Consider the following 23,520-nt stretch of genomic DNA (forward strand, 5'->3'; position numbering starts at 1 on the left):
TCACTGGCCTCGCTGCACCGTGAACGTGACGCCGTCGCCCAGGTCGACGACCTCGCCCGGGAAGATCGCGCTCGGCTCACCGGGGTGCAGGCGGCGCGCGCCCTCACCCTGCCGCGAGACGTGCACGCCGTTCGTCGAGTGCAGGTCCGTGACGAGCACGTGCTCGCCCTCCTGGCGCACCTCGGCGTGCGTGCGCGAGATGTCCTGCTCCGGGCTCGGCACCGCGACCAGGCGCGGGAGCTCACGGTTGGTCACGCGGGCCACCTGCGGCGCCCGGCCCAGCAGCACCGTCCGGTCCAGCGGCACGTCGACTCCCGTGGACAGCGCGAGCATCACCTGCGGTACGACCGGCGTCGGGACGTCGTACGGGCCGGGCGTCGGGCCGTCCTGCGGCCACTGCGCCGCCCAGGCGGGCAGCTGGTCGCGGATCGCCGCGAGGTCGGACGACAGGATCGTCAGGCCGTCGTGGTCGTCGGCCGACACCGCCCCGACCAGGGCCCGGACGTCCGTGATCGTGTCGTCCGTGTCCAGGTCGACGAGTCCGTCGCGCGCCGCGAACGACGCCGGCACCGCAGCCTCACTGGGCAGCACCGGCTCAGCGGGCACCTCGTCGTCGACCGCCACCAGTCCGACCGGCTCGGACTCGACCGGCTCTGGCTCCACCGCAGGCTCGACCGGCTCCGGCTCCACCGCGACGGGCTCGACCGGCTCCGCCTCCACCGCAACGGGCTCGACCGGCAGCGCAACCTCGACCGGCACCACGGGCTCGGCGGCAGGCACGGGCTCGGCGGCCGGCACGGGCTCGACCGGGCGCGGCTCCGCCGGCGCCGCGGCGTCGAGCGGCACCTGCGCGGTCACGATCGTCGTCCGGCGCGGCGCGCCGAGCGTCAAGGCGAGCGCACCGGCGGTCGCGACGCCGTCGCCGAGCGGCAGGGCGGGGACGTCGGCGTCCTCCTCGGGTGCGTCGTCGGCCACGATCCGCACTGCGTACACGTCGTCGATGACCTGCTCGGTCCACGTGCCGACATCGCCCGAGCGCACCTCCCGAGGTCCGGCGCCGGACTCGACGTGCACCGTCACGCTGCCGCGCAGCGCGAGATGCACCCGCGAGCCCTCGACGTGCACGAGAGCGAACGGCGGCAACGCGACGAACCCGTCGTGCGCCAGCACGCCGAGCGACGCGACGACGCCGTCCTCGGCCGACTCCCACAGCGAGCGGGCGGTACCGGCCGCGGCCTGCGGTCCGACGAGCGCGACGAAACCCGGGCGGGCCACCGCGGTCCACGACCCCACGCGGTACTCCGGAACGCTCACGACGGGTCCTCCTTGCTCGATTCGAGGCCGGCCGCCGGGCCGGTCGCAGAGTTGCGGGTCCAGCCCGCGCGAGGCACGGTCGCGCCGTGCAGCATCTCGTCCCACAGGTGCGGCCCGAGCTCGGAACCCGCGCGGGGCACCGTGATGTGCACGTCGTCGAGCGCACCGAGCGAGGTCGCGACGTCGACGACGACCGCGCTCACGTTGTCGCGTGCTCCGGCCTCGATGGTCAGGCGCACGAGGTCGGACGCCGCGTCCTGCGCGTCGGCGACCTCCGCCAGGACGGAGGCGATCGCCGCGTCGCCGATCTCGCGCGTCAGTCCGTCGGTGCACACCAGCAGACGGTCGTACTGACCGGCGGGGATCAGCCAGTAGTCGGGTTCGGGCTGCTCGCCCGTCCCCAGCGCGCGCGTCAGCACGTGGCGCTCCGGGTGGGTCTCGGCGTCGCGCGCCTCGATCCGTCCGGCGTCGATGAGCTCCTGCACGACCGAGTGGTCGACGCTCACCTGCTCGAGCTGGTCGTCGGCCCACCGGTAGACGCGCGAGTCGCCGACGTTGAACACGAGCCAGTACGCGGTGTCGTCGTGCACGGTGACCGCGACCCCCGCAACCGTGGTGCCTCCCTGGCGGCCGTGCGTGAACTCCGCACGGATGCGCGCGGAGGTGCGGGCGAAGCAGGCGTGGATGTCGTCCGCCGTCGCGGCGCTCTGCCCCGCGAGCTGTGCGAACTCCTCGACCGCGATCCGGCTCGCAAGATCGCCCGCGTCGTGGCCGCCCATCCCGTCGGCGACGAGGAAGACCGGCGGGTACGCGAGCAGCGCGTCCTCGTTCACCTCGCGCACGAGGCCGCGATCAGTCGCGGAACCCCACGATGTGCGCACGCGCCCCCCTCTGTTCCGCCTGGCACGGACCGTCCTCGGTCCGATGGAAGCATCGGCCCACATCGTGCCTCACCTGAGCAGGATGTCGGAATCTGCGCCCGAAGTGCGGGCGTTCGCCCGAGTCGTCGTCCCTGCCCGCGCCGGACCCGACCTCAGCCGGAGCGTGTTCCCCGACGACGGATCGCGACCGGTTCCTCGAGGAGCGCCGACCACGCCTCGCGCTCGGCCGCGCCGATGCGGGTGGGACTGCCCGTCGCGGCGTCGACGAGCACGAGCGTGGTGATCGCCCGCGCGTAGACCACGGAGTCGGGGTCCGCCGCGGGCAGGTCGCGGACCTGGTAGCAGACGTCGAGGCTCGCACCGCCGAGGTGCCCGATCCACATCTCGACCACCACGGGCGTGCGCCGGTAGCCGAGCGGGAGCACGTACTGGATCTCCTGGTGCGCGACGAACGTCGACAGCCGCGAACCGGGGCCGGCATCGAGCACGGCCGAGCTCTGTGCGGCGTCGGGCACCACGCCGTCCGTGCCCGCGGGGTGGCGCCAGAACGCCTCGATGCGCGCCTCCTCGAGCAGGCGGAGCATCTCGACGTTGTTGACGTGCGCGTACGCGTCCATGTCCGACCACCGCAGCTGGACGGGCACCTCGATGCGCGCCATCGTCAGTCGCGGCGCAGCTTGCGGTACGTGACGCGGTGCGGACGCGCCGCATCGGCCCCGAGCCGGGAGACCTTGTTCTCCTCGTACGAAGCGAAGTTGCCCTCGAACCAGTACCAGTTCGACGGGTTCTCCTCGGTGCCCTCGTACGCCAGGATGTGCGTCGCGACCCGGTCGAGGAACCACCGGTCGTGCGAGACGACCACGGCGCAGCCGGGGAACTCGAGCAGCGCGTTCTCCAGCGAGCCGAGCGTCTCGACGTCGAGGTCGTTGGTCGGCTCGTCGAGCAGCAGCAGGTTGCCGCCCTGCTTGAGGGTGAGCGCGAGGTTGAGGCGGTTGCGCTCGCCACCGGAGAGCACGCCCGCGGGCTTCTGCTGGTCCGGACCCTTGAACCCGAACGCCGCGACGTAGGCACGCGACGGCATCTCGACGTTCCCGACCTTGAGGAAGTCGAGCCCGTCGGAGACGACCTCGAACAGCGTCTTGGTGGGGTCGATGCCGCCACGGGACTGGTCGACGTAGGAGATCGAGACCGTCTCGCCGACCTTGAGCTCACCGCCGTCGAGCGGCTCGAGCCCGACGATCGTCTTGAAGAGCGTCGTCTTGCCCACGCCGTTCGGGCCGATGACGCCGACGATGCCGTTGCGCGGCAGCGTGAAGCTCAGCCCGTCGATGAGCATGCGCCCGTCGAAGCCCTTCTGCAGGTTGGCCGCCTCGAGGACGATCGAACCCAGGCGCGGACCCGGCGGGATCTGGATCTCCTCGAAGTCCAGCTTCCTGGTCCGGTCGGCCTCGGCCGCCATCTCCTCGTAGCGCGCGAGTCGGGACTTCGACTTGGTCTGACGGCCCTTGGCGTTGGACCGCACCCACTCGAGCTCCTCCTTGAGGCGCTTGGCGAGCTTGGCGTCCTTCTTGCCCTGGATCGCGAGGCGCTCCTGCTTCTTCTCCAGGTAGGTGGAGTAGTTGCCCTCGTACGGGTAGAGCCGCCCGCGGTCGACCTCGCAGATCCACTCCGCGACGTGGTCGAGGAAGTACCGGTCGTGGGTGACCGCGAGGATGGCGCCCGAGTAGTCCTTGAGGTGCTGCTCGAGCCAGAGCACGCTCTCGGCGTCCAGGTGGTTGGTCGGCTCGTCGAGCAGCAGCAGGTCGGGCTTCTCGAGCAGCAGCTTGCACAGCGCGACGCGGCGACGCTCACCGCCGGACAGCACGGTCACGTCGGCGTCCGGCGGCGGGCAGCGCAGCGCGTCCATGGCCTGCTCGAGCTGGGCGTCCAGGTCCCAGGCGTCCGCGGCGTCGATCGCCTCCTGCAGGTGGCCCATCTCCGCGAGCAGCGTGTCGAAGTCCGCATCCGGCTCGGCCATGAGCGCCGAGATCTCGTTGTAGCGGTCGAGCTTGCCCTTGATCTCGGCGACGCCCTCCTCGACGTTGCCCAGCACCGTCTTGGCCTCGTTGAGCGGCGGCTCCTGCTGCAGGATCCCCACCGTGTAGCCGGGGCTCAGCCGCGCCTCACCGTTCGACGGCTGGTCCAGACCGGCCATGATCTTGAGGATCGTCGACTTGCCGGCGCCGTTCGGGCCGACGACGCCGATCTTGGCGCCGGGCAGGAAGTTCAGCGAGACGTCGTCGAGGATGACCTTGTCGCCGTGCGCCTTGCGCGCCTTGTACATGGAGTAGATGAACTCAGCCACTGGCTCGGTTCCGCCTCGGTGCTCGATCGGGTGGGAGTGCCCACCGGCGACGCCCGGCCCGCGCGCACGCGCGACGACCGGGCATCGCCGGGGTTTCGGTCTCCCAGCCTAGACGCTCACGCTCACGCGCTCGCTCTCGAGGTCGTCGAGGACCTCGTCCGACGGCACCAGCTCCTCGTCGGGCGCGTCGACGAACGACGACAGGTCGACCGGCTCGCGCCGCTCCTCGTCGGGCGCCTGCGCGGCCGGACCCTGCAGCGTGCGCTGGAACCGCTCGACCGACCCGAACGAGAGGTCGATACCGACCGCGTGCGCGTCGATGACGAGCGACGTGCGCACCGCGCCACCCTCGTCCTGCCACTCGCGGGTGGCCAGCCTGCCGTGCACGACGACCGGCATGCCCTTGTGCAGGCACTGCGCGACGTTGCCCGCGAGCGCGCGCCACATCTTCACCTGGAACCACTCGGTCCGGCCGTCCTCCCAACGGCCCTCCGCGCGGTTCCACCAGCGCCGCGTGCTACCCAGCCGAAAGGTCGAGTACGCGGCCTTGCCGTCCTTCGCCGGCAGGTGCGTGACCTCTCCGCCGAGCCATCCCGTGATCGTGATGTCGAGCGTCCCCATGTCGGTTCTCCCCGGTGTCGGTGCGCCGCGAACGGGTGCCGCGGCCGTCGACCCACTGTGGCCACGACGACGCGGGCGCCGTTGCCGCGGGCGCACGATCGGTGGACGGCCGCGCGCCCGAAGGGGCTGGGGGCGGGTGGGCTCAGCCCGCCGCAGCCGCGACGAGCTCGCGCACCCTGCGGTGCTCGTCCACGACCTGCGTCACCGGCGCGACCAGGTCGGCCTGCACGACACGCTCGATCGCCGCACGCCCGTTCGTCCGCACCTGCTCCGCCTGCAGTCGGGCCGCGCGTCGACGTACCACGCGCGCTGCGACGACGGCCGCGACCGCGAGCACCGCGCCGACCAGCGCGGCCGCCGCGGACGCCCCGCGCCAGGCGTCGGCACCGCCGAGCACGCGGCCGGTCGCGACGGCCGCAGCCGCGAGCGCACCGATCCCCAGCACCCACGCGAGCACGACGAGTGCCCCCGCGAGCCACGAGCGCCGGGCGGTGATCGTCACCTCGTCGAGCGCACCGCGCACGTGCGCGGCCAGGTCCGCGGCCGGCGCGGCACGCCGCCCGACCTCCTGCGTCCAGCGCGGCGGCAGCCCGACGCACGCCTGCGCGAGCCACGACGAGCGCGCCAGCTCGACGGCATCGCCGTGCACCGGTGCGAGCACGGGCGCCGCCGAGCCGCGCCCCCGCACCGCCGCCGCCACCGCATCGGCCACAGCCACCAGGCCGGCCGCGTCCGCGAGCGTGTCGACCACGGGCGTCGTCGTCAGCACCGTCGGCGACGGCTCGCGCGGGGCGAGGCCGTCGGCCAGCGCGGTCGCGGCGACGGTCAGCTCGGTGCCCGCGCGGCGCGCCGCGAGCGAACGCTGCGCGACCACGGCCGCCAGCGCGTCACGCAGCGCGGGCACGCCTTCGCCGGTGAGCGCCGAGATGGCGCGCACGGGCACGTCCGGCAGTCCGTCGTCGGCCAGCAGCCGCCCCACGTCCGCCAGCAGCGGGCCGAGGTCCTGGTCGCGCACGGTGTCCGACTGGTTGAGCAGCACGAGCATCGACGTGTCGTGCCCGACGAGCCCGCGCAGGTACCCGGAGTGCAGCGCGTCGTCGGCGTACTTCTGCGGGTCCACGACCCAGACCAGCAGGTCGGCCTGCGGCAGCAGCGCGTCGACGACGTCGCGGTGCCGCTGCTCGATCGAGTCGTGGTCGGGCAGGTCGAGCAGGACCAGTCCGCGCAGCGCCGCCTCGTCGTCGCCGTCCAGCACGCTCTCGCGCGCGATCCGCCGGTCGCTGTCCACCCCGAGCCAGTCGAGCAGCGGGTCGACCGGGTGCCCCCACACGCATGCCGCGACCAGCGCCGTCGTCGGACGCCGCACACCGACCTCGGAGAACCCGAGCCCGCTGATCGCGTTGAACAGGCTGGACTTGCCGGAGCCCGTGCCCCCGAGCAGCGCGACGACCGTCGAGTCCACACCCAGCGCGAGCCGCTCACGGACGCGGCCCAGCGCGGTGTGCGCGTCGTCGACGGCGGCGGGGTCGAGCCGGCCGTCCGCGAGTCGCATCGCCTCGTCGAGCCGGTCGGCCCGTGCCAGCAGCTCCGCGGTCTGCTCGCCCGAGCTCACGTCAGCCCCTTGATCACGGCGAGCCGCAGCCGCAGGCGCGACGCCGCGTCGGGTGCGAGGTCGGCGTCGTCGAGCGGCCGCCCGGCCTCGGCGCGCGCCTGTTCCACCCGCGCCGCCGCACGCGCGACGAGGTCCTCGCGCAGCTCGTCGACCACGCGGGTCGCCACACCGGGTCCGACGAGCGCGCCGAGCAGGGCCCCGGCGTCACGCACCCCCGCCGCGCCGACGAGAGCGATCGCCGCCAACGTCTCGTCGCCGAGCACGCGCACCGCCTTCTCGCGCCGCCGGCCTTCGCGCCCGCCCGCACCGGCGGGGTCGGCGAGCGCGGCGCGCAGCGTCCGCAGCCCCTGCCCGGCCCAGGCCCGCGCGGCGGCCTCGTCGGCCCCGTCCCCCGTGGCCGGCTGCCAGGTCTCGAGGAGCAGTGCCGCCCCGGGAGGCGCGTCCGGGGCCGACAGCGCGTCGCGCAGCCCCGTGCGTGCCCGGGCGGCCCCGGCGGCGATCACGGCCTGCGCCCAGCGGACCGCCTCGTGCTGCACGGGCTCGACCGCAGCCTGCCGCTGCTGACGGTGCCGCCCCGATCCGCGCACGCCGCCCGAGCGGCCCGCGAGTCGCGCGAACACGCCGTCGCCCGACGTGAGCTCGGCCCAGCGCACGGCAACCGCACCGGTTCCCCCGTCCGCGGCCCGAGCCGCCGCTGCCGCCGCTCGCGTGTGCTCGCGCGTCGCGTCCTCGAGCAGCACGAGCAGGTCTGCCGCCGCATCGGCCTGCTCCTGCACGGCCTCCGCGAGCCGGTCGACCCAGACCCGCAGCGCGGCGAGCGAGCCACGCAGCGTCCGGCCGATCACGCTGCGCGAGCGGTCGGGCCCCGCGAGCATGAGCAGCCACCGGTTCACCGAGGCCACCGCGGACGCCTCCAGCAGCTCGACCTGCGGGCCGCCGTCCAGCACGACGAACAGCGGCGAGCCCTCCAGACCGTGCTCGCGCAGGCGCGTGAGCAGGTCGCCGCGGATCGTCGGGAGCGAGGCCGTGGGCACGCGGTTGAGCACCATCGCGACCGAGGCGCCACGATCGGCGGCCTCGGACAGCACGTGCCACGGCAGCGCGTCGCCGTAGCGCGCGGCCGTCGTCACGAACAGCCACAGGTCCGCGGCCTCGAGCAGCCGGTGCGCGGTCTCGCGGTTCGCCTCGAGCACCGAGTCCATGTCCGGCGCGTCGAGCAGTGCGATCCCGCGCGGCACCCCGACGTCGGCGACCGTCCGCGACGACGCGACGAGCGGGTGGTCCGCGAGCAGGTCGAGGTCGTCGGGGTGGTGCACGAGCACCGGCTGCCGGGTCGTCGGGCGCAGCACCCCCGCGTCGCTGACCTGGTGACCCAGCAACGAGTTCACGAGCGTCGACTTTCCCGCACCTGTGGGCCCGGCGACGACGACGACCGCCGGCGCCGACAGCTCCGTGAGGCGCGGGAGGAGGTGCTCGGTGAGCTGGTGCAGCAGACGGTCACGTGACTCGATCGCGCCGGCCGCGCTCGGCAGCGCGAGCGGGAAGTCGGTGTCCTCGACGTCCCGGCGCAGGTCACGGATCGCGTCGAGCAGAGATGTCGCGGCGAGCGGGCGGGCCAGCACCTCGCGAGGGTCGTCCGCCGTGTGCCGCCCGGGCGCGACCACGACGTCTCCAGGCGCAGGTTGCGCCGTGGCGTTGCCGGGCGGGGCGCTCACGCGCCCATTGTCCCGGCATGACGTGACCAGGCCAAACGCGCCACGCGGCGAACCGGGGCGAAAACGACAGCCGCCGCCCGGCGCGGTACGCGCCCCGCACGCACGCCGCGGCCCACTACCCTGGGCGCCGCGGGCCCCAGTACCCCTGAGCGCCGCGGGCCCCCGTAGCTCAACGGATAGAGCAGCGGCCTTCTAATCCGCCGGTTGCAGGTTCGAGTCCTGCCGGGGGCGCCCAGCACGACGAAAATGGCGTGACCCGGGTATTCCGGACGTGGTCGGCTGCTCCTGTCGACATCGACAGCCACCACCACCAACCGGGAGTCCCCCATGTCTGCTCTGATCACCGTCGGGCTGGCCCACCTCGAACAGCGCGACCTGGTCGCCGCGGTCGAGCGTGATCGACGGCACCGCCAGCGTCGCCATACCTACGACGAGATCTCCGGCCGTCCGCCGGATCTCTCGCGCACGGCCCTGCCCTGGGCCCTGCGCACCTTCACGAACCGCTCCCGCTGAGTCCTCAGACTCCCGGGACGGCACCCACGGGCGCGGGCTCGACCAGACGGTCGGGTCCGCGCCCGTCGTCGTGCCACGATGTCGCTATGTCCGCCCCCGAGCCGCCGACCCGCACCGTGCGGGCAGCCAGGCGGCCGTGATGGGGCGCCACTCGGGCCCGCCCGAACCGCAGTCCCCACACCCCACGACCCGCCGCGCAACGACCGACCACACGGCGACCGGCCACACGACGACCGACCGTAGGACCGCCGTGCTGGCCTGGCTCGAGCGTGTCGCACTCGGCGTCCTCGCCGCGGCCGTCGTCGTGCCGGCACTGCGCTGGGCCGGGGTCGCCGACTCGACGAGCCTGTGGCTGGGCGCGGCGGTTCTCGTCGGGGTGCCCGTGGCCGCCTGGGCCGCCTCGACCGTCCCGGCCCGGCCCGGCTCCGACGACGAGCCCGACGCAGGAGCGGACCGCGAGCCTCCGGCCTGACGCGTAGGGTGGCCGCGTGACCAGCGCGACGACATCCCCCGAACCCGGAAACGGCCACGAGAGCGCCGACCGCATCGTCTGGATCGACTGCGAGATGACCGGGCTCGACCTCGTCGCCGATGCGCTCGTCGAGGTGGCGGTCGTCGTCACGGACTCCGAGCTGCGCGTCCTGGGCGAGGGCGTCGACGTGCTGGTCAAGCCGCCCGTCGAGGCGCTCGAGCAGATGGGCGACTTCGTCCGGACGATGCACACCACGTCCGGCCTGCTGACCGAGCTCGAGGCTGGGACGACGCTCGAGGACGCCCAGGCGCAGGTGCTCGAGTACGTGCGCCGCTGGGTGCCGGACGCCGGCAAGGCTCCGCTCGCGGGCAACTCCGTGGGCACCGACAAGGCGTTCCTCGATCGCGACATGCCCGAGCTGGTCGGCCACCTGCACTACCGCGTCGTCGACGTGTCCTCGATCAAGGAGCTCGCGCGGCGCTGGTACCCGCGGGTGTACTTCGCGTCGCCGCAGAAGAACGGCGGTCACCGCGCACTGGCCGACATCCTCGAGAGCATCGACGAGCTGCGCTACTACCGCGCGGCGCTGTTCCCCGCCGCGCCGGGACCCGACTCGACCACCGCCAGGCGCATCGCCGCCGAGATCGCCGCCACGAGCGTCCGCAACCCCACGGCCTGACGGCGCCCGCGATGTCGGCGGCCGCGACACCCACGACGGGTGCTCGCCGACGAGCGGTGCTCGCGCGCGTGGCCGAGCGCGTCCCGGACCCGACCCGGCTGGGCCGGCCGGTCCGGGTGGGGGTCGACGGGACCGACGGCGCGGGAAAGACCTGGTTCGCCGACGAGCTCGCGGACGTGCTGCGCACAGGCGGCACCGAGGTCGTGCGTGTCTCGATCGACGGGTTCCACCGCCCCCGGTCGCAGCGGTACGCACGCGGCGCCGACTCCCCGGAGGGCTACTTCCTCGACTCGTACGACCTGGACCGCTTCCGTGCCGACGTCCTCGACCCGTTCGCGCCCGACGGGTCGTGCGAGTACCGCACCGCCGCGCACGACGTGCGCACCGACGAGGCCTTGGACCCGCCTCGCCTGCGAGCCGGGCGTCGGTGCGTGCTGCTCGTCGACGGCATCTTCCTGCACCGCGACGAGCTCGTCGACGCGTGGGACCTCTCCGTCTACCTCGCCGTGCCGACCGCCGTGACGTACGCCCGGATGGCCGTACGCGACGGCTGCCCGGCCGATCCCGCCGACCCCGCGAACCGTCGCTACGTGCAGGGCCAGCGCCTCTACGACGAGCGATGCGCGCCCGCGGCACGCGCGCACCTCGTCGTCGACAACACCGACCTGGCCGCGCCGACACTGCGGCCCGACGACGAACGCCCGGCCCTTGAGGGCCGGGCGTTCGGAGTGTGGGGTGGCTAACGGGACTTGAACCCGCGACCCCCTGGACCACAACCAGGTGCTCTACCGACTGAGCTATAGCCACCATGACGCGCCCATCGAGCGCGACCGTCGAAAAGTGTACCGGCAACCCCGGAGTGCTCCCGACTCGATTCCCCCAGGTCGCCCCAGGGTCGCCCCAGATCGTGCCAGGTCGGCCCACTTCGCGCTCAGAACGGCGGCGGACGTCGTCGTCATGGCGGTTCGCCCACGACGCCGCGGCTCGTGGCGTGGCGCGCGGACGGGTCGGCACCGTCGCCGACGGCAGCCGCTCGACCAGCGCACCGGTGCCGGGCTGCGTCCGCAGCCGCTGGCCGGTCGGCGAGGTCAGCTCGAAGACGCCCGGCTCGGGCTGCTCCAGCACGTAGTCACCGCCCGACTTGAGTCGGTGGTGCCGTCGGCACAGCGGCCCCAGGTTGTGCGCGGCCGTCACTCCACCGTCCTGCCGCTCCTGCGTGTGGTCGAGGTCGACACGTTCAGCGGGCACGACGCAGCCCGGCCACGCGCACACCCTGTCCCGCGCGCGGACGTGGTCGGCGATCGCCGCAGGCGGCCGGTAGCGCGTCCGACCGACGTCGAGCACGGTGCCGTCCAGCGGATCGAGCACGATGCGTCGCCACGGTCCCGCGAGAGCCAGTGCCCGTGCCTGCTCGGCCGAGAGGGCGCCGTAGCCGTCGAGCTCGGCCGCTTGGTCGTCGAGTCCGAGCAGCGTCGAGAGGGCGACCGTCACGTTGACCTGCAGCCGCGGCCGCCGCACCGCGACACCGCCCGCCCGCCCGCGCGCACAAGTCGGGCAGCCCTCGCCCCCCGACGCGTCGCCGGGACCGCCGGCCGGTCCCCGATCGCCGGCCGGCCCACGACCGTCGCCCGGCCCACGACCGTCGCCCGGCTCGGTGCCGACGGGGCGCTCACCAGGGCCCACACCGCCACCGGCGCGGCCGAACGCCTCCCCCGGCGCCGGCTCGGCGCTGTCCGGGCCGCCGCACGCACCTGGGAGCGAGTCGCCGGCGACGATGCCGACCAGCACGTCCGCGCGCAGCTGGGCGAGCGTCCGCGGGTCACCGTCGGAACGGGCCGCCCGCGCCGTGGCGTCGAGCGTGGCCTCCACGAGGGCGGCAGCGTGCGCCGGCAGGACGGCCCACATGCCGGCCATGCCGTCAGGCAGCGAGCGCGGCGGGTCGACCCGACGACGCGCCTGCGCCCGCTCGTGGCGCTCGCGCGCCGAGTCCGGGTCGATCTCGAGCAGGGCCCGGTCGACGGCGCGGCCGATCTCGGTAGGCGTCATCGTGCCGACGTGCGGCAGGACCTTGTCCTGGACCGCGAGCGCCAGACCGGGTGCGCGGTCATGCAGCCGGTCCAGGATCGGACGCGCCTTCGACGGCCCCAGCTCGCCGGCAGCGAGCGCTTCCGCGAGCGGCGACAGCGCCTGCTCCAACGCGCGACCGTCGCGCACGAGGCGCGCGCCGGCCCGGCCCGACCACCCGAGTCGCAGGGCGATCTCGTCGCCGGCCGAGCAGCCGAACCGCCGGTCCCGCGTGCGCTCGAGCGGCGGGTGCATCGACGCACGGCCGGACAGGTGCGCCGCAGCGAGAGCGGCCCCGCGGAACGCCCAGGCGGCGAGCCGCTCCCACGCGGCCACGGCCTCGACGACACCCTCGTCGGTCTGGCTGGGCAGGTCGACGCACTCGAGGAGCGCGGCGAGCTCGGCACCCGAGCGACCCTGCGCCAGCAGCGCCGGCGAGGGCCAGAGCTCCTCGATGCCCTCGGGGAGCAGGTGGGGTCCGAGGTCGCGGACCTCCGCACAACCGAACGCCGGCACCCGGGAGCCCGCCACACCCGCGGCCATCTCGGCCTCGTCCGCCGCCCAGACGGCCTGGCGCGCGGCCCACTCGTCGTCGTCGCAGGTGAACGGCCACGAAGCCTCGCCGCGGCCGGGGACGCCCGGACCGTCGACGTCGCTCTCGTCGACCAGGCCCCGCGCGTACGAGTCGGTGGTGACGTCCTCCCAGATCCACGCGTCGAGTGCGCGTGCACGCGCCGGCGGGTCGTCGAGCACCCCGACTCCGCTGATCATCTCGCCCCCATATAGATATCGAACACTTGTTCGATTCTTGCCGACGTCGGCCACCCGGGCAACCCTGTTCGCGCTCAGCGAACGTCCCACGGCGCGGGCGTCGTCGGAGCGAATGCGCTCGTCACGGGTCCGGATCGGCGTGACGCGAGCGTCACGGGAGCCGCCGCACGGTCACGCCGAGGAGGGCGGCGACCGTGGAGGGCAGGGCGCAGACCCGTCGACTGCACCGGGTCGAGGGGATGGCGCTCGAGGCGATCGGCCGTCGGCCGGGTGTCTCGAGGAACACGGTGCGCCGAGCTTTGGCCGGGGATGTTCCGCCGAGGGACGGGCGTCGGGCGAAGGGGTCGCTGGCCGACGTGGTCGAGCCGCAGGCCCGCGCGCTGCCGGCGGGTCGTCCGAGGATGCCGGTGATGGCGATCACCGAGCGACCGCTCCCCCGGCGACACGGCCGGGAAGTCGACCGCCGGCGGGTGATTGGTCGGCGGTCAGGCCTTGAGGCGCGCGACGATCGCGTCGGCGTACCGCTCGACGGCGCCGGGCGCGTGATCGAAGAACAGCGACGGCTCGGTGAGCTCGAGCTCGAGCAGGACGGGGTTGCCGTTGTCGTCGGGGATGAGGTCCACCCGCGCGTACAGCAGGGGCGCGTCGAGGCCGAGGATCCCCGGGAGCGCGTCGATGACCTGACGCGCGACGGCCTGCTCGGCCTCGCTCGCCTCGCGCGGGCTCATCTGCTCCTCGCGGTACAGCGTGCCCTCCTGGTCCCCCTCGCGGAACGGTCCGCGCAGCAGCGCACCCTTGCGCACCGCGTGGCTGAACGTGCCGTCGACGAACACGAGCGCGGTCTCGCCGACGCTGTCGACGGCGGTGAGGTAGCGCTGGATCATCACGTGCCGGCCCACCGAGAGCAGGTTCTTGGCGTGGATGATCGCCTGCGAGCGCTGCGGCGTCTCGTCGGCGCGGTAGCGGCCGGTGTCGCGCGAGCCGGCGGAGACGGTGGGCTTGACGACGAAGTCGCCGAACGCCGGGAACCTGGTGTGGATCGCGCGGGAGTCGAGGTTGCGCTCGGGGTCCAGCCAGATGGTCGGGACGGTCGGCACACCGGCCCGCTCGAGGTCGCGCAGATAGGTCTTGTCGATGTTCCACCGCACGACGGCGCCGGGGTTCAGCAGCGTGGTGCCGACCTCGACGCGTCGCGTCCAGTCCGCGAACTGCACGGGTCGCGAGGTGTAGTCCCAGGTCGAGCGGATCACGACGTGCTGGTACGCGCCCCAGTCGACGGTCGGGTCGTCCCAGACGACGACGTCGGTCGGCACGCCCCGCGCCACGAGCGCCTCCCGCAGCGGGACGTCGTCGGGATCGAGGTGGGGCAGCTCGGCGCAGGTGGCGAGTGCGAGACGCGCGTTCTGGTCCTGGGTCACGCGTGCAGCGTACCCAGCGGCCCCGACGAGCGGCGGAGGGTCGGCACGACGAAGGCCCGTGACCTGCGTTGTCGCTGGTCACGGGCCTTGTGCTGGTACGCCACCGGGGACTTGAACCCCGAACCCGCTGATTAAGAGTCAGCTGCTCTGCCAATTGAGCTAGTGGCGCGCGGTGCAGAACATTAGCAGCCTGAGGGGCCCCGCAGCCAACTCGCACGCCACCGGGACCGCGGTGCGTGACGAGCGTCACGGGAGCGAACGCGGTACCCCCGTGACGGGCCCGGTCGACGGGAGACCGGCGGCGTCGTCACCGGCGGTCTCCTCCTCGGCGAGGATCTGCGCCGCCGCGGGCGCCCCGGGGCCGAACAGGTCCGCGAGCAGCGTGAGCGGAGCGCGTTCCGCGCGCAGGTCGTGCCGGGCGAGGATGTCCGCGACCTGCCGACGAGCGCGCGCCGACTCGTCGTGCTGCTGCTCGCTCATCGCACCTCCCAGGGCCGGTCCGTCGACCCATGCCACCATCGCACGCCCGCGACGGCAAGACCCGGACGCGGTTGCACACGGATCTCGCACAGGTGCTTCGCGCCCCGGACAGCACGCCGCCAGGGGCGAGCCCAGCGGTGCGACGAGCCTCAGAGGTACAGCCCGGTGCCCTCACCGGCCACGCCGGGGGTCGCGACGGCGTGCACGTCCTTCTCCCGCAGGAGCAGGTAGGTGCGGCCCTCGAGCTCGACCTCGGCGCGCTCGTCGGGGTCGAACAGGACGCGGTCGCCGACCTCGACCTGCCGGACGTGCTGCCCGACGGCCTTCACCTGCGCCCACGCGAGCCGCTTGCCGACGGCCGCGGTGGCCGGGATGACGATGCCCGCCGACGAGCGTCGTTCCCCCGCCTCGCCGTCGATCGCGACGAGCAGGCGGTCGTTGAGCATGCGGATGGGCAGGGCGGTGTCGTCGGCGGCGGGGCTCACGCCCACCGACGCTACCCGCACTGCGTAGGCTGACCGGGCACTGCCACCGAACCGAAGGAGCCCCCGTGCCCCGCCTCGCCGTCGGCGACACCGCCCCGGACTTCACGCTCCCGACCGCGGACGGCGGCAGCCTGACGCTGTCCGACCTGCGCGACCGCCGCACGATCGTGTACTTCTACCCCGCAGCGGGGACTCCGGGGTGCACCAAGGAGGCGTGCGACTTCCGCGACTCGCTGGCGTCGTTGCAGGGTGCGGGCTTCGCGGTCGTCGGCGTCTCCCCCGACCCGGTGGACAAACTCGCGCGGTTCGCGGCAGACGAGCACCTGACGTTCCCGCTCGTCTCCGACGAGTCGCGCACCGTGCTGCAGGAGTGGGGTGCGTGGGGCGAGAAGCAGCTCTACGGCAAGACCGTCACGGGTGTGATCCGCTCGACAGTCGTCGTCGGCACGGACGGGCGCGTCGAGCTCGCGCAGTACAACGTCCGCGCGACGGGTCACGTCGCGAAGCTGCGCCGGGACCTCGGCCTGGCCTGACGCGGCCGACGTGCCAGACTCGTCGGTGCGCAGCGCGCGAGTGGTGAAACGGCAGCCACGCCAGGTTTAGGTCCTGGTGCCCGCAAGGGCGTGCGGGTTCAAGTCCCGCCTCGCGCACGACCCGGGACCCTGGCGACGACCAGGGCCCAGTCGCCGACCCGACAGGGCTCGACGAGCCGCTCCCGCTCGCAGCGCCCCGCTCAGACGAGGGTGAGGACGACGACGGTGACCGCGGCCGTCGCGGCGATCTCGCCCAGGCCGATCGCCTTGGCGCTGGGCCACGGCCGCCGGCGCGGGACCAGGACGGCGCGGGCGAGCAGGCCCGCGGCGAGGACGACGAGCGAGAGCGGTCCGCCCAGGAGCGCGATCGCGACCGCGGCCGCCAGGAGCGCGGAGTGGTACCCGACGGAGACGATCAGCACGGATCGCCGACCGCGCTCGCGGATGAGGGTCTTCACGTACGGGACGGTGCCCAGGAAGTAGGCGCCGAGCACCGCGGCCGCGGGCCAGGCGCCGGCGGGCGTCGTCGGGATGCCGAGCCCCGCCGAGACGACCGTCATGAGCGACGCGGCGACGACGGTCACGGCGTCGTTCAGCCACGAACGGTCCGCTCGTCGTGCGGAGCACCACCAGCTCACCGCGAGCAGCCCGAGGTAGACGGGCGCCCAGCGCAGCAGAGCGGGGTCGGACGCCACGAGCGCGGTCCCGAGGACGACGACCGACACCCCGTACGCGCGCACGGGCGGCAGGTAGCGGGGTCGGCGGGAGGCCTTGAGCCAGAGGCCGGTGGTGTGGAACGCGAGGTACGCGACGAGCCACGTGATCAGCAGGAGGGCGTGCCGCCAGGTGGCCCCGGCGATCACGGCGCCGACGACGACGGGGACGACGAGCATCGCCCACGCACCGTGCTCGCGCGGGACCCACCCGGGACCGCGGCGCCGGGACGCCGTCGACGCAGGGCTGGTGGTCACCACGCCGTGATCCTCACGGCCGCGGCCCCGTCCGATCCGGGACCAAGGTCCTACCCGCCGTCCGGTCAGGCGGGCGCGTCCTGCTGGCCGGCGATCTTGGCACGGACCTCGTCCATGTCGAGCTCCTTGACCGCCTGCACGACCTGCTCGAGCGCCGGCCCGGGCAGGGCGCCGGCCTGGTTGAAGACAAGGATGCCGTCGCGGAACGCCATCAGCGTCGGGATCGAGAAGATCTGCAGCTCGGCGGCGAGCTCCTGCTCGGCCTCGGTGTCGACCTTGGCGTGCACGATGTCCGGGTGGTTCTCGGACGAGGCCTCGAAGACCGGGCCGAACATCCGGCACGGACCGCACCACGCGGCCCAGAAGTCGACCAGGACGATGTCGTTCTCGGCAAGGGTCTGGCCGATGCTCTCGGCCGTCAGGGTGGTGGTCGCCATCACGCTTCCTTCGATCGGGGTGTCCGGCCCGTACAGCGCCGCGCGGCGGTTGGGTATTCCCGACGAGGGCGGGTACAACTGCACGGTGACCGCCTCCGCCGAGTTCCCCACGGACCCCGAGGACCGCGAGGGCTGGCTCAGCCCCGCCGACATCGCGCACGCCCGCACGCACCTGCCGCTCGTGTACGTCGACGCGGTGCCGGTGCGGGTCGACGACTCGGGCGACGTCGTCGCAGTGGGCCTGCTGCTTCGCGTCACGCGCGAGGGCGTCATGTCCCGCGCGCTCGTCTCGGGTCGCGTGATGTACCACGAGCGGATCCGCGACGCGCTGCTGCGGCACGTCGAGAAGGACCTCGGCCCGGTCGCGCTGCCGCAGGTCCCGGCGTCACCGCAGCCGTTCACCGTCGCCGAGTACTTCCCGACGCCGGGCGTCACGCCCTACCACGACCCCCGTCAGCACGCGGTCTCGCTCGCCTACGTCGTGCCGGTGGCCGGCGACTGCCGCCCGCAGCAGGACGCGATCGACCTCGCGTGGCTCACACCCGAGGAGGTGTGCGGCGAGGCCGTGCAGGCGGAGATGAACGGCGGTCAGGGACTGCTGCTGCGCCAGGCGATGGCGTTCGTCGGCCGCCTGCCCTGACCTACGCCAGCTCGAGCACCGGCCAGTCCGCGAGGTCGGCCCGCATCCGACGATCGTGCGTCGCGACGACCACTGCGGCCGACGTGACCCGCAGCGCGGCCGTGAGCTCGTCGACGAGCCCGACCGACAGGTGGTTCGTCGGCTCGTCGAGGACCAGCACGTGCGGGGCGGCGAGCAGCGCGCACGCGAGGTCGAACCGGCGCCGCTGACCGACCGACAGCTCCCGGACCGGCCGCTCGAGGTCCTCCTCGGTGAGCAGGCCGAGCGCGGCGACCGGGACGAGCTGGTCGGGGTCGAGCAGACCCGCCTCGAGCAGGTCGAGCGCATGGCGTGCGTAGGCGTCGAACGCGGTCACGCCGTCCGACGAGCCGGCCGACGGGCCCGCCGTGCGGGGCGCCCGGTCGGCGAGCTCGGTCGGACCCTCCTGGGCGAGCACACCGAGCCGCACGCCCACGGCGAGCGAGCGGGTGCCGCGGTCGAGCGGGACAGCGCCGGTCAGCGCCGCGAGCAGCGTCGACTTGCCCGAGCCGTTGGGCCCGACGACGAGCAGCCGCCCGGCGGGCTCGACCGCGATCCGCTGCCCCGGCAGGTCGAGCCGTGGCCGGCCCGTACCCGCGACGCGCGGCGCCCGGACCTCGAGCAGCGGGCCGCGGTGGGCGGTGCGGTGGTCGGCGGACGGGTCGAGCGGACGGTCGGCATCCGCGCCCGTGGAGGCGCGCCGCGGCAGGCTCGGCAGGTCCGGGAACGTCAGCGCGAGCGGCGGCACCGGCACCGCGACGGCCTCGGCCTCGAGCTTCTGGACCAGCCGGTCCGCCGCCTTGACGTGGATCCGCGCACGCGTGGCCCGACGGTGCTTCTGCGACCCCTTGCCGGGCCGCCACTCGTCGGACAGCCCTTCGTACGACGCGTCGAGCCGCTCGGCCAGCCGGACCGCGCGCTTGCGCTCGGCGCGGTACCGCGCACGCCACCGCCGCAGCATCTGATCCTTGGCGAACCGGTAGTCCGCGTACCTCGTCGCGCCGTACAGCGCCGGTCGGCCGTCCATCGCGGGGTCGAGGTCGAGGATCGCGGTCATCACGTCGTCGAGCAGCGTACGGTCGTGCGTGACGATCACGACCGCGCCGGACCACGCACGCAGCACGCGCGTCAGGTGGTCGATCCCGGCCGCGTCGAGGTGGTTGGTGGGCTCGTCGAGCAGCAGCACGTCCGCGCGTTCGCCGATCCGGCACGCGAGGCGCACGCGGTAGCGCTCGCCCACCGAGAGCGTCGCGAGCGGCCGATCGGGGTCGCGCGGCGCGCCGAACCGGCTCAGCGCCTCGTCGACGCGCCGGTCGACGTCCCACGCCGCGAGGTGCTCGTAGCGCGCGAGCGCCGCGGTCAGCGCGCCGAGGTCGCCCGCCTCGTGGTCGAACCCCTGGATCGTCGCGTCGAGCGCGGCGGCCGCGGCACGTACGCGCGCACCCGTCTGCCCGACGAGCGTGCCGATGCGCTCGCCGGGGCGCACCTCGAGCTCCTGGTCGACGACAGCGAGCGTGCCGGCGCGCCGCACCTGCCCGGAGGACGGCACGAGGTCGCCCGCGAGCACCCGCAGCAGCGTCGTCTTGCCCGCGCCGTTCTCCCCGACGAGCCCGATGCGCTGACCCGCAGCGACCGTCAGGTCCAGCCGGTCGAGGACGGGCCGACCCGGGTAGCCGAACGTGACCGCGTCCGCGACGAGCTGGACGCCCGGCTCAGGCACCGCCCAGCACCCGCGCGACGACCGGCGCGAGCGCGCGGAACGCCTGGCCGCGGTGGCTGATCGCGTTCTTCTCGTCGGGCGTGAGCTCGGCGCACGTGCGCGTCTCGCCGAGCGGCACGAGCGCGGGGTCGTACCCGAACCCGCCGGTCCCGCGCGGCGCATGCGTGAGCGTCCCGACGAGCGCACCCGTCTCGACGTGCTCGAACCCGTCCGGTGTCACGAGCGCGGCCGCGCACACGAACCGCGCACCGCGGTGCTCGTCGGGCACGTCGGCGAGCTGCGCGAGCAGCAGCGCGAGGTTGGCCGCGTCGTCGCCGTGGCGACCCGCCCAGCGGGCCGAGAAGATGCCCGGCGCACCCCCGAGCACGTCGACCGCGAGGCCCGAGTCGTCGGCGACCGCGGGCAGCCCCGTGAACGCCGCGAGGGCACGCGCCTTGAGCAGCGCGTTCGCGGCGAAGGTCACGCCGTCCTCGACGGGTTCGGGGGCGCCGACGTCACGCGCGCCGACGACCGTGGCGGGGTCGAGCCCCGGCAGCACGGGCGCGAGGATCGCGCGCAGCTCGCCGACCTTGTGCGCGTTGTGCGTCGCGAGGACGAGCCGCACACCCGTGGGCACGGTAGGAGGCACGCTCACGCGCCGTCCCCGGCAGCGAGGTCTCCGGCAGCGAGGTCTCCAGCAGCGAGGTCTCCGGCAGCGAGGTCTCCGGCAGCGCGCGTCGCGGACCCGTCGCCCGGCTCGGCCGCGAGCGCGGCCGCCTGGACCGCGGCGAGCCGCGACGTGCCGATCAGCGCGAGGTCGAGCAGCGCGTCGAGCTCGGAGCGCGCGAAGGGCGCGTGCTCGGCCGTGCCCTGCACCTCGACGAACGTGCCGGACCCGGTGACGACGACGTTCATGTCGGTCTCGGCGCGCACGTCCTCGACGTACGGCAGGTCGAGCACGGGTACGCCGTCGACGATGCCGACCGACACGGCCGAGACCGAGTCGGTCAGCACCTTGCGGTCCGATGCGACGAGGCCGCGCTCACGGGCCCAGGCGACCGCGTCGGCGAGCGCGACGTATGCGCCCGTGATGGCGGCCGTGCGGGTGCCGCCGTCGGCCTGCAGCACGTCGCAGTCGAGCACGACGGTGTTCTCACCGAGCGCGGCGACGTCGATGACCGCGCGCAGCGAGCGGCCGATGAGCCGCGAGATCTCGTGCGTGCGGCCGCCGATCTTGCCGCGCACGGACTCGCGGTCCGAGCGCGAGTCGGTCGCGCGCGGCAGCATCGCGTACTCCGCGGTGACCCAGCCCTCGCCGGAGCCCTTGCGCCAGCGCGGCACACCGGCCGTGAACGAGGCGACGCACAGCACCTTGGTGCCGCCGAACTCGACGAGGACGTTGCCCTCACCGGCGGACAGGAACCGGCGGGTGATGGTCACGGGGCGCAGCTCGTCGGACTGACGCCCGTCCGGGCGCACGGAGCTCGCAGCAGAAGCAGACATGGCCCCGAGCCTAACGAGCGCGACCGACACCTCCGTGACCGCGACCGGTCACCCCACCGGTCTCCCCACCAGTCACAGCACGAACGTGGCCCCCGGGGTCGCGAGGTCGATCGGCCCGGCGTACGCACGCGCGGCGCAGGACACGACCTCGGCGGGGTCCTCCCACGCGGTCAGGTGCGTGAGCACGAGCCGTCCGGAGCCGGCCCGGCCCGCCGCGGCCCCGGCCCGCGCGCCCGTGAGGTGGATGCCGCGAAGCTCGTCGTCCAGCACGTCGCGGAAACCGGCCTCGCACAGCAGCAGGTCGCTCGCCGCGAGCTCGTCGAGGCCGGCGCACTCGTCGGTGTCGCCCGTGTAGCCCAGCGAGACGGTGCGTGCGGGCAGCTCGTCGGACGGTCCGGTCACGCGCACACCGAACGCGGGCACGGGGTGCTCGACCGGGACGGGCGTGAGCGTGAGCGGCCCGACGACGACGGGTGCGGCGGGGTCCCACGTGCGGAACCGGAACTGCCCGTCGAGGTCCGTCGCGGGGTCCTTGCCCGCCATCTGCGCGAGCCGCTCGGCGGTCCCCACGGGCCCCCACACGTCCACGGGTGGCAGCGGCCCGTCCGGCCGGTAGCGGCGCAGGACGTTGAGCACGACGAGATCCGCGACGTGGTCGGAGTGCAGGTGCGAGAGCGCGATCGCGTCGAGCGCGGTCGGGTCGCCGAAGCGCTGGAGCGGGCTGAGCGCGCCGTTGCCCAGGTCGAGGAGCACGGACCAGGTGCGGCCGTCCTCGTCGTCGGCCTGCACGAGGTACGACGAGGCCGCGGCGTCGGGCGCCGGGTACGACCCGGCGCACCCGAGCACGACGAGCCTCATCGCAGCGCTCCCGCGGGCTCGACGGCGTCGACCTCCGGGCCCAGGAACCGACGCGCGAGCGTGCGGAAACCCTCGGGGTCGCCCGTGGCGAGGAAGCGGTGCGTCGGCGCGCCGGCCTCGGGTGCGCGCTCGAGCCCGTGCGCGACGAGCGTGCGGTACACGTCCTTGGCGGTCTCCTCCGCGCTCGAGACGAGCGTGACCTCCTCGCCCATGACGTAGGAGATCGCGCCCGTGAGCAGCGGGTAGTGCGTGCAACCGAGGACGAGCGTGTCGACCTGCGACTCGCGCACCGGGTCCAGGTACTCGTGCGCGACCGCGAGCACCTCCGGTCCCGACGTCACACCCGCCTCGACCAGCTCGACGAAACGCGGGCACGCCTGCGTCGTGAGCGAGACGCCGGGGGCCACCGCGAACGCGTCGTCGTACGCGAGCGACTCGACCGTCGCGCGCGTGCCGATCACGCCGATGCGCCCGGTCCGCGTCGCGGCCACCGCGCGCCGCGCGGCGGGCAGGATCACCTCGACGACGGGGATGCCACGGCGCAGCGTGTACCGCTCGCGCGCGTCACGCAGCATGGCCGCCGAGGCGGTGTTGCACGCGATGACCAGCACCTTCACGCCCGCGTCGACGAGGTCGTCCATGACCTCGAGCGCGAACGCACGCACGGCCGCGAGGGGCTTGGGGCCGTACGGCGTGTTGAGCGTGTCACCGATGTAGAGGGTCGACTCCTGCGGCAGCTGGTCGAGGATGGAGCGTGCCACCGTCAGCCCCCCGACGCCGGAGTCGAAGATCCCGATGGGGGCGTCGTTCACGCCGTCGAGCCTAACCGGCGCCGGCCCGGCCCCGTGACGTGCGTCGCCTCGCGTCGGCGAGCATCGCCGTGACGAGCGTCTCCTGCAGGACCGAGAGCACGTCGTACATCGCGACGAACGCGCGGCGCACGGCCCGTCGCGCGATCTCGGCCTCGTCGAGCCCGGGCGGGTCGGGGGCCGCGGCCTCGGCGTAGCGGCGGTCGGTGTCCTGCTCGGTGCGGATCTCGAGGCGCTCCGCGAGCACCAGGCGCAGGTCGGTCAGCGCGGCCGCGACCGCGTCCGCCTGCGCGGGCGTGACGACGACCTCGTTGCCGCGCCGGCCCTGGGGCGAGTGCAGCGCGCGCCGCCAGGTCCGCAGGCCGTCGACCTTGCGCAGGCGCACGTCCTCGCCCGCGAGCCGGCGGAACTCGGCCGCCTCCGCGGGGTCGCGCGAACCGTCCGGCAGCAGCCGGCGCACGGCGGGGTCCGAGTGGTCGGCGGCGTCGGGCGAGCGCCCGGCGTCCTCGTCGGAACCCTCCGCCGCCCACGCGGGCGGCCAGTCCCGCGCGGCCGGTTCGTCGTCGAGGTCCGGGGCGCCGAGCAGCGTCGCGACGCCCTCGGTCAGGTCCGCGAGGACCGCGCGCTCGGTCTCGTCGAGACGCGCGACGTAGTGCCCGTCCCGGGCGACGAACGGCCGCACG

The 23,520-nt window shown here is 74.3% G+C and carries 24 protein-coding genes, 4 tRNA genes and 1 pseudogene; 8 read left to right on the forward strand and 21 right to left on the reverse strand.

What is annotated here, in order from left to right:
* The 7 genes from CCO02nite_RS06995 to CCO02nite_RS07025 form a co-directional block, all read right to left on the reverse strand.
* On the reverse strand, window positions 1–1,314 hold the full coding sequence (locus CCO02nite_RS06995; RefSeq protein WP_146842421.1) for an FHA domain-containing protein: 1,314 nt from the start codon (window positions 1,312–1,314) through the stop codon (window positions 1–3).
* A complete protein-coding gene (locus CCO02nite_RS07000) occupies window positions 1,311–2,195 on the reverse strand; it encodes a PP2C family protein-serine/threonine phosphatase (protein ID WP_146842422.1) in 885 nt (294 codons plus the stop codon). Before CCO02nite_RS07000 ends, CCO02nite_RS06995 begins: the two co-directional genes overlap by 4 nt.
* Before the next feature lie 152 nt (window positions 2,196–2,347).
* Complete coding sequence (locus CCO02nite_RS07005) at window positions 2,348–2,854, reverse strand: acyl-CoA thioesterase (RefSeq protein ID WP_146842423.1); 507 nt, start codon at window positions 2,852–2,854, stop codon at window positions 2,348–2,350.
* 2 nt (window positions 2,855–2,856) lie between these two features.
* Window positions 2,857–4,539: an energy-dependent translational throttle protein EttA gene (gene ettA, locus CCO02nite_RS07010; RefSeq protein ID WP_146842424.1), complete on the reverse strand. Its 1,683-nt coding sequence runs from the start codon at window positions 4,537–4,539 to the stop codon at window positions 2,857–2,859.
* Window positions 4,540–4,647: 108 nt separating this feature from the next.
* Window positions 4,648–5,160: a single-stranded DNA-binding protein gene (locus CCO02nite_RS07015; RefSeq protein ID WP_146842425.1), complete on the reverse strand. Its 513-nt coding sequence runs from the start codon at window positions 5,158–5,160 to the stop codon at window positions 4,648–4,650.
* A 142-nt stretch (window positions 5,161–5,302) separates the two neighbouring features.
* On the reverse strand, window positions 5,303–6,772 hold the full coding sequence (locus CCO02nite_RS07020) for a GTPase (RefSeq protein ID WP_246117404.1): 1,470 nt from the start codon (window positions 6,770–6,772) through the stop codon (window positions 5,303–5,305).
* Window positions 6,769–8,487: a GTPase gene (locus CCO02nite_RS07025; RefSeq protein WP_186812606.1), complete on the reverse strand. Its 1,719-nt coding sequence runs from the start codon at window positions 8,485–8,487 to the stop codon at window positions 6,769–6,771. Before CCO02nite_RS07025 ends, CCO02nite_RS07020 begins: the two co-directional genes overlap by 4 nt.
* Window positions 8,488–8,645: 158 nt before the next feature.
* Here CCO02nite_RS07025 and CCO02nite_RS07030 point away from each other — a divergent pair.
* From CCO02nite_RS07030 to CCO02nite_RS07050, 5 genes are all read left to right on the forward strand, one after another.
* Window positions 8,646–8,718: transfer RNA gene (locus tag CCO02nite_RS07030), tRNA-Arg, on the forward strand.
* Window positions 8,719–8,814: 96 nt separating this feature from the next.
* A complete protein-coding gene (locus CCO02nite_RS07035) occupies window positions 8,815–9,000 on the forward strand; it encodes a hypothetical protein (protein ID WP_146842427.1) in 186 nt (61 codons plus the stop codon).
* Between the two features lie 250 nt (window positions 9,001–9,250).
* The gene (locus CCO02nite_RS07040) at window positions 9,251–9,472 is read left to right on the forward strand and encodes a hypothetical protein (RefSeq protein ID WP_146842428.1); all 222 of its coding nucleotides are present in this window, start codon (window positions 9,251–9,253) and stop codon (window positions 9,470–9,472) included.
* A 94-nt stretch (window positions 9,473–9,566) separates the two neighbouring features.
* A complete protein-coding gene (orn, locus tag CCO02nite_RS07045; protein ID WP_246117416.1) occupies window positions 9,567–10,151 on the forward strand; it encodes an oligoribonuclease in 585 nt (194 codons plus the stop codon).
* An 11-nt stretch (window positions 10,152–10,162) separates the two neighbouring features.
* A complete protein-coding gene (locus CCO02nite_RS07050) occupies window positions 10,163–10,894 on the forward strand; it encodes a nucleoside/nucleotide kinase family protein (protein WP_146842430.1) in 732 nt (243 codons plus the stop codon).
* Here the strand turns inward: CCO02nite_RS07050 and CCO02nite_RS07055 are convergent.
* The 6 genes and pseudogenes from CCO02nite_RS07055 to CCO02nite_RS07080 all read right to left on the reverse strand — a co-directional run bounded on the left by CCO02nite_RS07055 (window position 10,883) and on the right by CCO02nite_RS07080 (window position 15,330).
* A tRNA-His gene (locus CCO02nite_RS07055) sits at window positions 10,883–10,958 on the reverse strand. The genes CCO02nite_RS07050 and CCO02nite_RS07055 overlap by 12 nt on opposite strands.
* Window positions 10,959–11,888: 930 nt before the next feature.
* Window positions 11,889–12,986 (reverse strand): annotated as a pseudogene (locus CCO02nite_RS16335) (DUF222 domain-containing protein); the annotation flags it as partial.
* A 485-nt stretch (window positions 12,987–13,471) separates the two neighbouring features.
* The gene (locus CCO02nite_RS07065; RefSeq protein WP_146842431.1) at window positions 13,472–14,404 is read right to left on the reverse strand and encodes an ATP-grasp domain-containing protein; all 933 of its coding nucleotides are present in this window, start codon (window positions 14,402–14,404) and stop codon (window positions 13,472–13,474) included.
* A gap of 93 nt (window positions 14,405–14,497) precedes the next feature.
* Window positions 14,498–14,573, reverse strand: a tRNA-Lys gene (locus tag CCO02nite_RS07070).
* A 77-nt stretch (window positions 14,574–14,650) separates the two neighbouring features.
* Window positions 14,651–14,884: a hypothetical protein gene (locus CCO02nite_RS07075; protein WP_146842432.1), complete on the reverse strand. Its 234-nt coding sequence runs from the start codon at window positions 14,882–14,884 to the stop codon at window positions 14,651–14,653.
* Window positions 14,885–15,033: 149 nt separating this feature from the next.
* The gene (locus CCO02nite_RS07080; RefSeq protein WP_146842543.1) at window positions 15,034–15,330 is read right to left on the reverse strand and encodes a GroES family chaperonin; all 297 of its coding nucleotides are present in this window, start codon (window positions 15,328–15,330) and stop codon (window positions 15,034–15,036) included.
* 104 nt (window positions 15,331–15,434) lie between these two features.
* Here CCO02nite_RS07080 and bcp point away from each other — a divergent pair, with 104 nt between their 5' ends.
* Window positions 15,435–15,902, forward strand: coding sequence for a thioredoxin-dependent thiol peroxidase (bcp, locus tag CCO02nite_RS07085; RefSeq protein ID WP_146842433.1), 468 nt, complete (start codon window positions 15,435–15,437; stop codon window positions 15,900–15,902).
* Window positions 15,903–15,936: 34 nt separating this feature from the next.
* Window positions 15,937–16,019 (forward strand) — tRNA-Leu (locus CCO02nite_RS07090).
* Window positions 16,020–16,102: 83 nt separating this feature from the next.
* Here CCO02nite_RS07090 and CCO02nite_RS07095 read toward each other — a convergent pair.
* Entirely contained in the window at window positions 16,103–16,876 is a 774-nt protein-coding gene (locus tag CCO02nite_RS07095) for a YwiC-like family protein (protein ID WP_146842434.1), read from the reverse strand.
* 62 nt (window positions 16,877–16,938) lie between these two features.
* Window positions 16,939–17,310 carry a thioredoxin gene (trxA, locus tag CCO02nite_RS07100; RefSeq protein WP_146842435.1) on the reverse strand — a complete coding sequence of 124 codons (372 nt, stop codon included), beginning with the start codon at window positions 17,308–17,310 and terminating at the stop codon, window positions 16,939–16,941.
* Window positions 17,311–17,395: 85 nt separating this feature from the next.
* On the opposite strand from trxA, the gene CCO02nite_RS07105 reads away from it, so the two are divergent.
* Window positions 17,396–17,950 (forward strand): NUDIX hydrolase family protein, encoded by a 555-nt coding sequence (locus tag CCO02nite_RS07105; RefSeq protein WP_146842544.1) that lies wholly within the window; start codon window positions 17,396–17,398, stop codon window positions 17,948–17,950.
* Window position 17,951: 1 nt separating this feature from the next.
* Here the strand turns inward: CCO02nite_RS07105 and CCO02nite_RS07110 are convergent, their stop codons facing one another.
* The 6 genes from CCO02nite_RS07110 to CCO02nite_RS07135 form a co-directional block, all read right to left on the reverse strand.
* On the reverse strand, window positions 17,952–19,688 hold the full coding sequence (locus CCO02nite_RS07110) for an ABC-F family ATP-binding cassette domain-containing protein (protein ID WP_146842436.1): 1,737 nt from the start codon (window positions 19,686–19,688) through the stop codon (window positions 17,952–17,954).
* Complete coding sequence (gene rdgB / locus CCO02nite_RS07115; protein WP_246117405.1) at window positions 19,681–20,322, reverse strand: RdgB/HAM1 family non-canonical purine NTP pyrophosphatase; 642 nt, start codon at window positions 20,320–20,322, stop codon at window positions 19,681–19,683. The genes CCO02nite_RS07110 and rdgB overlap by 8 nt, the downstream gene beginning before the upstream one ends.
* Window positions 20,319–21,170 (reverse strand): ribonuclease PH, encoded by an 852-nt coding sequence (rph, locus tag CCO02nite_RS07120; protein ID WP_146842437.1) that lies wholly within the window; start codon window positions 21,168–21,170, stop codon window positions 20,319–20,321. Before rph ends, rdgB begins: the two co-directional genes overlap by 4 nt.
* A 72-nt stretch (window positions 21,171–21,242) precedes the next feature.
* Window positions 21,243–22,028, reverse strand: coding sequence for an MBL fold metallo-hydrolase (locus CCO02nite_RS07125; RefSeq protein ID WP_146842438.1), 786 nt, complete (start codon window positions 22,026–22,028; stop codon window positions 21,243–21,245).
* Window positions 22,025–22,840 carry a glutamate racemase gene (gene murI, locus CCO02nite_RS07130; RefSeq protein WP_146842439.1) on the reverse strand — a complete coding sequence of 272 codons (816 nt, stop codon included), beginning with the start codon at window positions 22,838–22,840 and terminating at the stop codon, window positions 22,025–22,027. Before murI ends, CCO02nite_RS07125 begins: the two co-directional genes overlap by 4 nt.
* A 10-nt stretch (window positions 22,841–22,850) precedes the next feature.
* Window positions 22,851–23,519 (reverse strand): DUF2017 family protein, encoded by a 669-nt coding sequence (locus CCO02nite_RS07135; RefSeq protein WP_146842440.1) that lies wholly within the window; start codon window positions 23,517–23,519, stop codon window positions 22,851–22,853.
* Window position 23,520: the final 1 nt, after the last annotated feature.

This window comes from Cellulomonas composti (assembly GCF_007990245.1).
Classification (GTDB): Bacteria; Actinomycetota; Actinomycetes; order Actinomycetales; family Cellulomonadaceae; genus Cellulomonas; species Cellulomonas composti.

What these genes read in the sequence shown, in the direction of transcription:
- CCO02nite_RS07005 (WP_146842423.1), bottom strand. Translation starts at nt 2,854, where the DNA reads ATGGCGCGCATCGAGGTGCCCGTCCAGCTGCGGTGGTCGGACATGGAC.
- CCO02nite_RS07015 (WP_146842425.1), bottom strand. Translation starts at nt 5,160, where the DNA reads ATGGGGACGCTCGACATCACGATCACGGGATGGCTCGGCGGAGAGGTC.
- CCO02nite_RS07035 (WP_146842427.1), top strand. Translation starts at nt 8,815, where the DNA reads ATGTCTGCTCTGATCACCGTCGGGCTGGCCCACCTCGAACAGCGCGAC.
- orn (WP_246117416.1), top strand. Translation starts at nt 9,567, where the DNA reads ATGACCGGGCTCGACCTCGTCGCCGATGCGCTCGTCGAGGTGGCGGTC.
- CCO02nite_RS07050 (WP_146842430.1), top strand. Translation starts at nt 10,163, where the DNA reads ATGTCGGCGGCCGCGACACCCACGACGGGTGCTCGCCGACGAGCGGTG.
- CCO02nite_RS07075 (WP_146842432.1), bottom strand. Translation starts at nt 14,884, where the DNA reads ATGAGCGAGCAGCAGCACGACGAGTCGGCGCGCGCTCGTCGGCAGGTC.
- CCO02nite_RS07080 (WP_146842543.1), bottom strand. Translation starts at nt 15,330, where the DNA reads ATGCTCAACGACCGCCTGCTCGTCGCGATCGACGGCGAGGCGGGGGAA.
- trxA (WP_146842435.1), bottom strand. Translation starts at nt 17,310, where the DNA reads ATGGCGACCACCACCCTGACGGCCGAGAGCATCGGCCAGACCCTTGCC.
- rph (WP_146842437.1), bottom strand. Translation starts at nt 21,170, where the DNA reads ATGTCTGCTTCTGCTGCGAGCTCCGTGCGCCCGGACGGGCGTCAGTCC.
- CCO02nite_RS07125 (WP_146842438.1), bottom strand. Translation starts at nt 22,028, where the DNA reads ATGAGGCTCGTCGTGCTCGGGTGCGCCGGGTCGTACCCGGCGCCCGAC.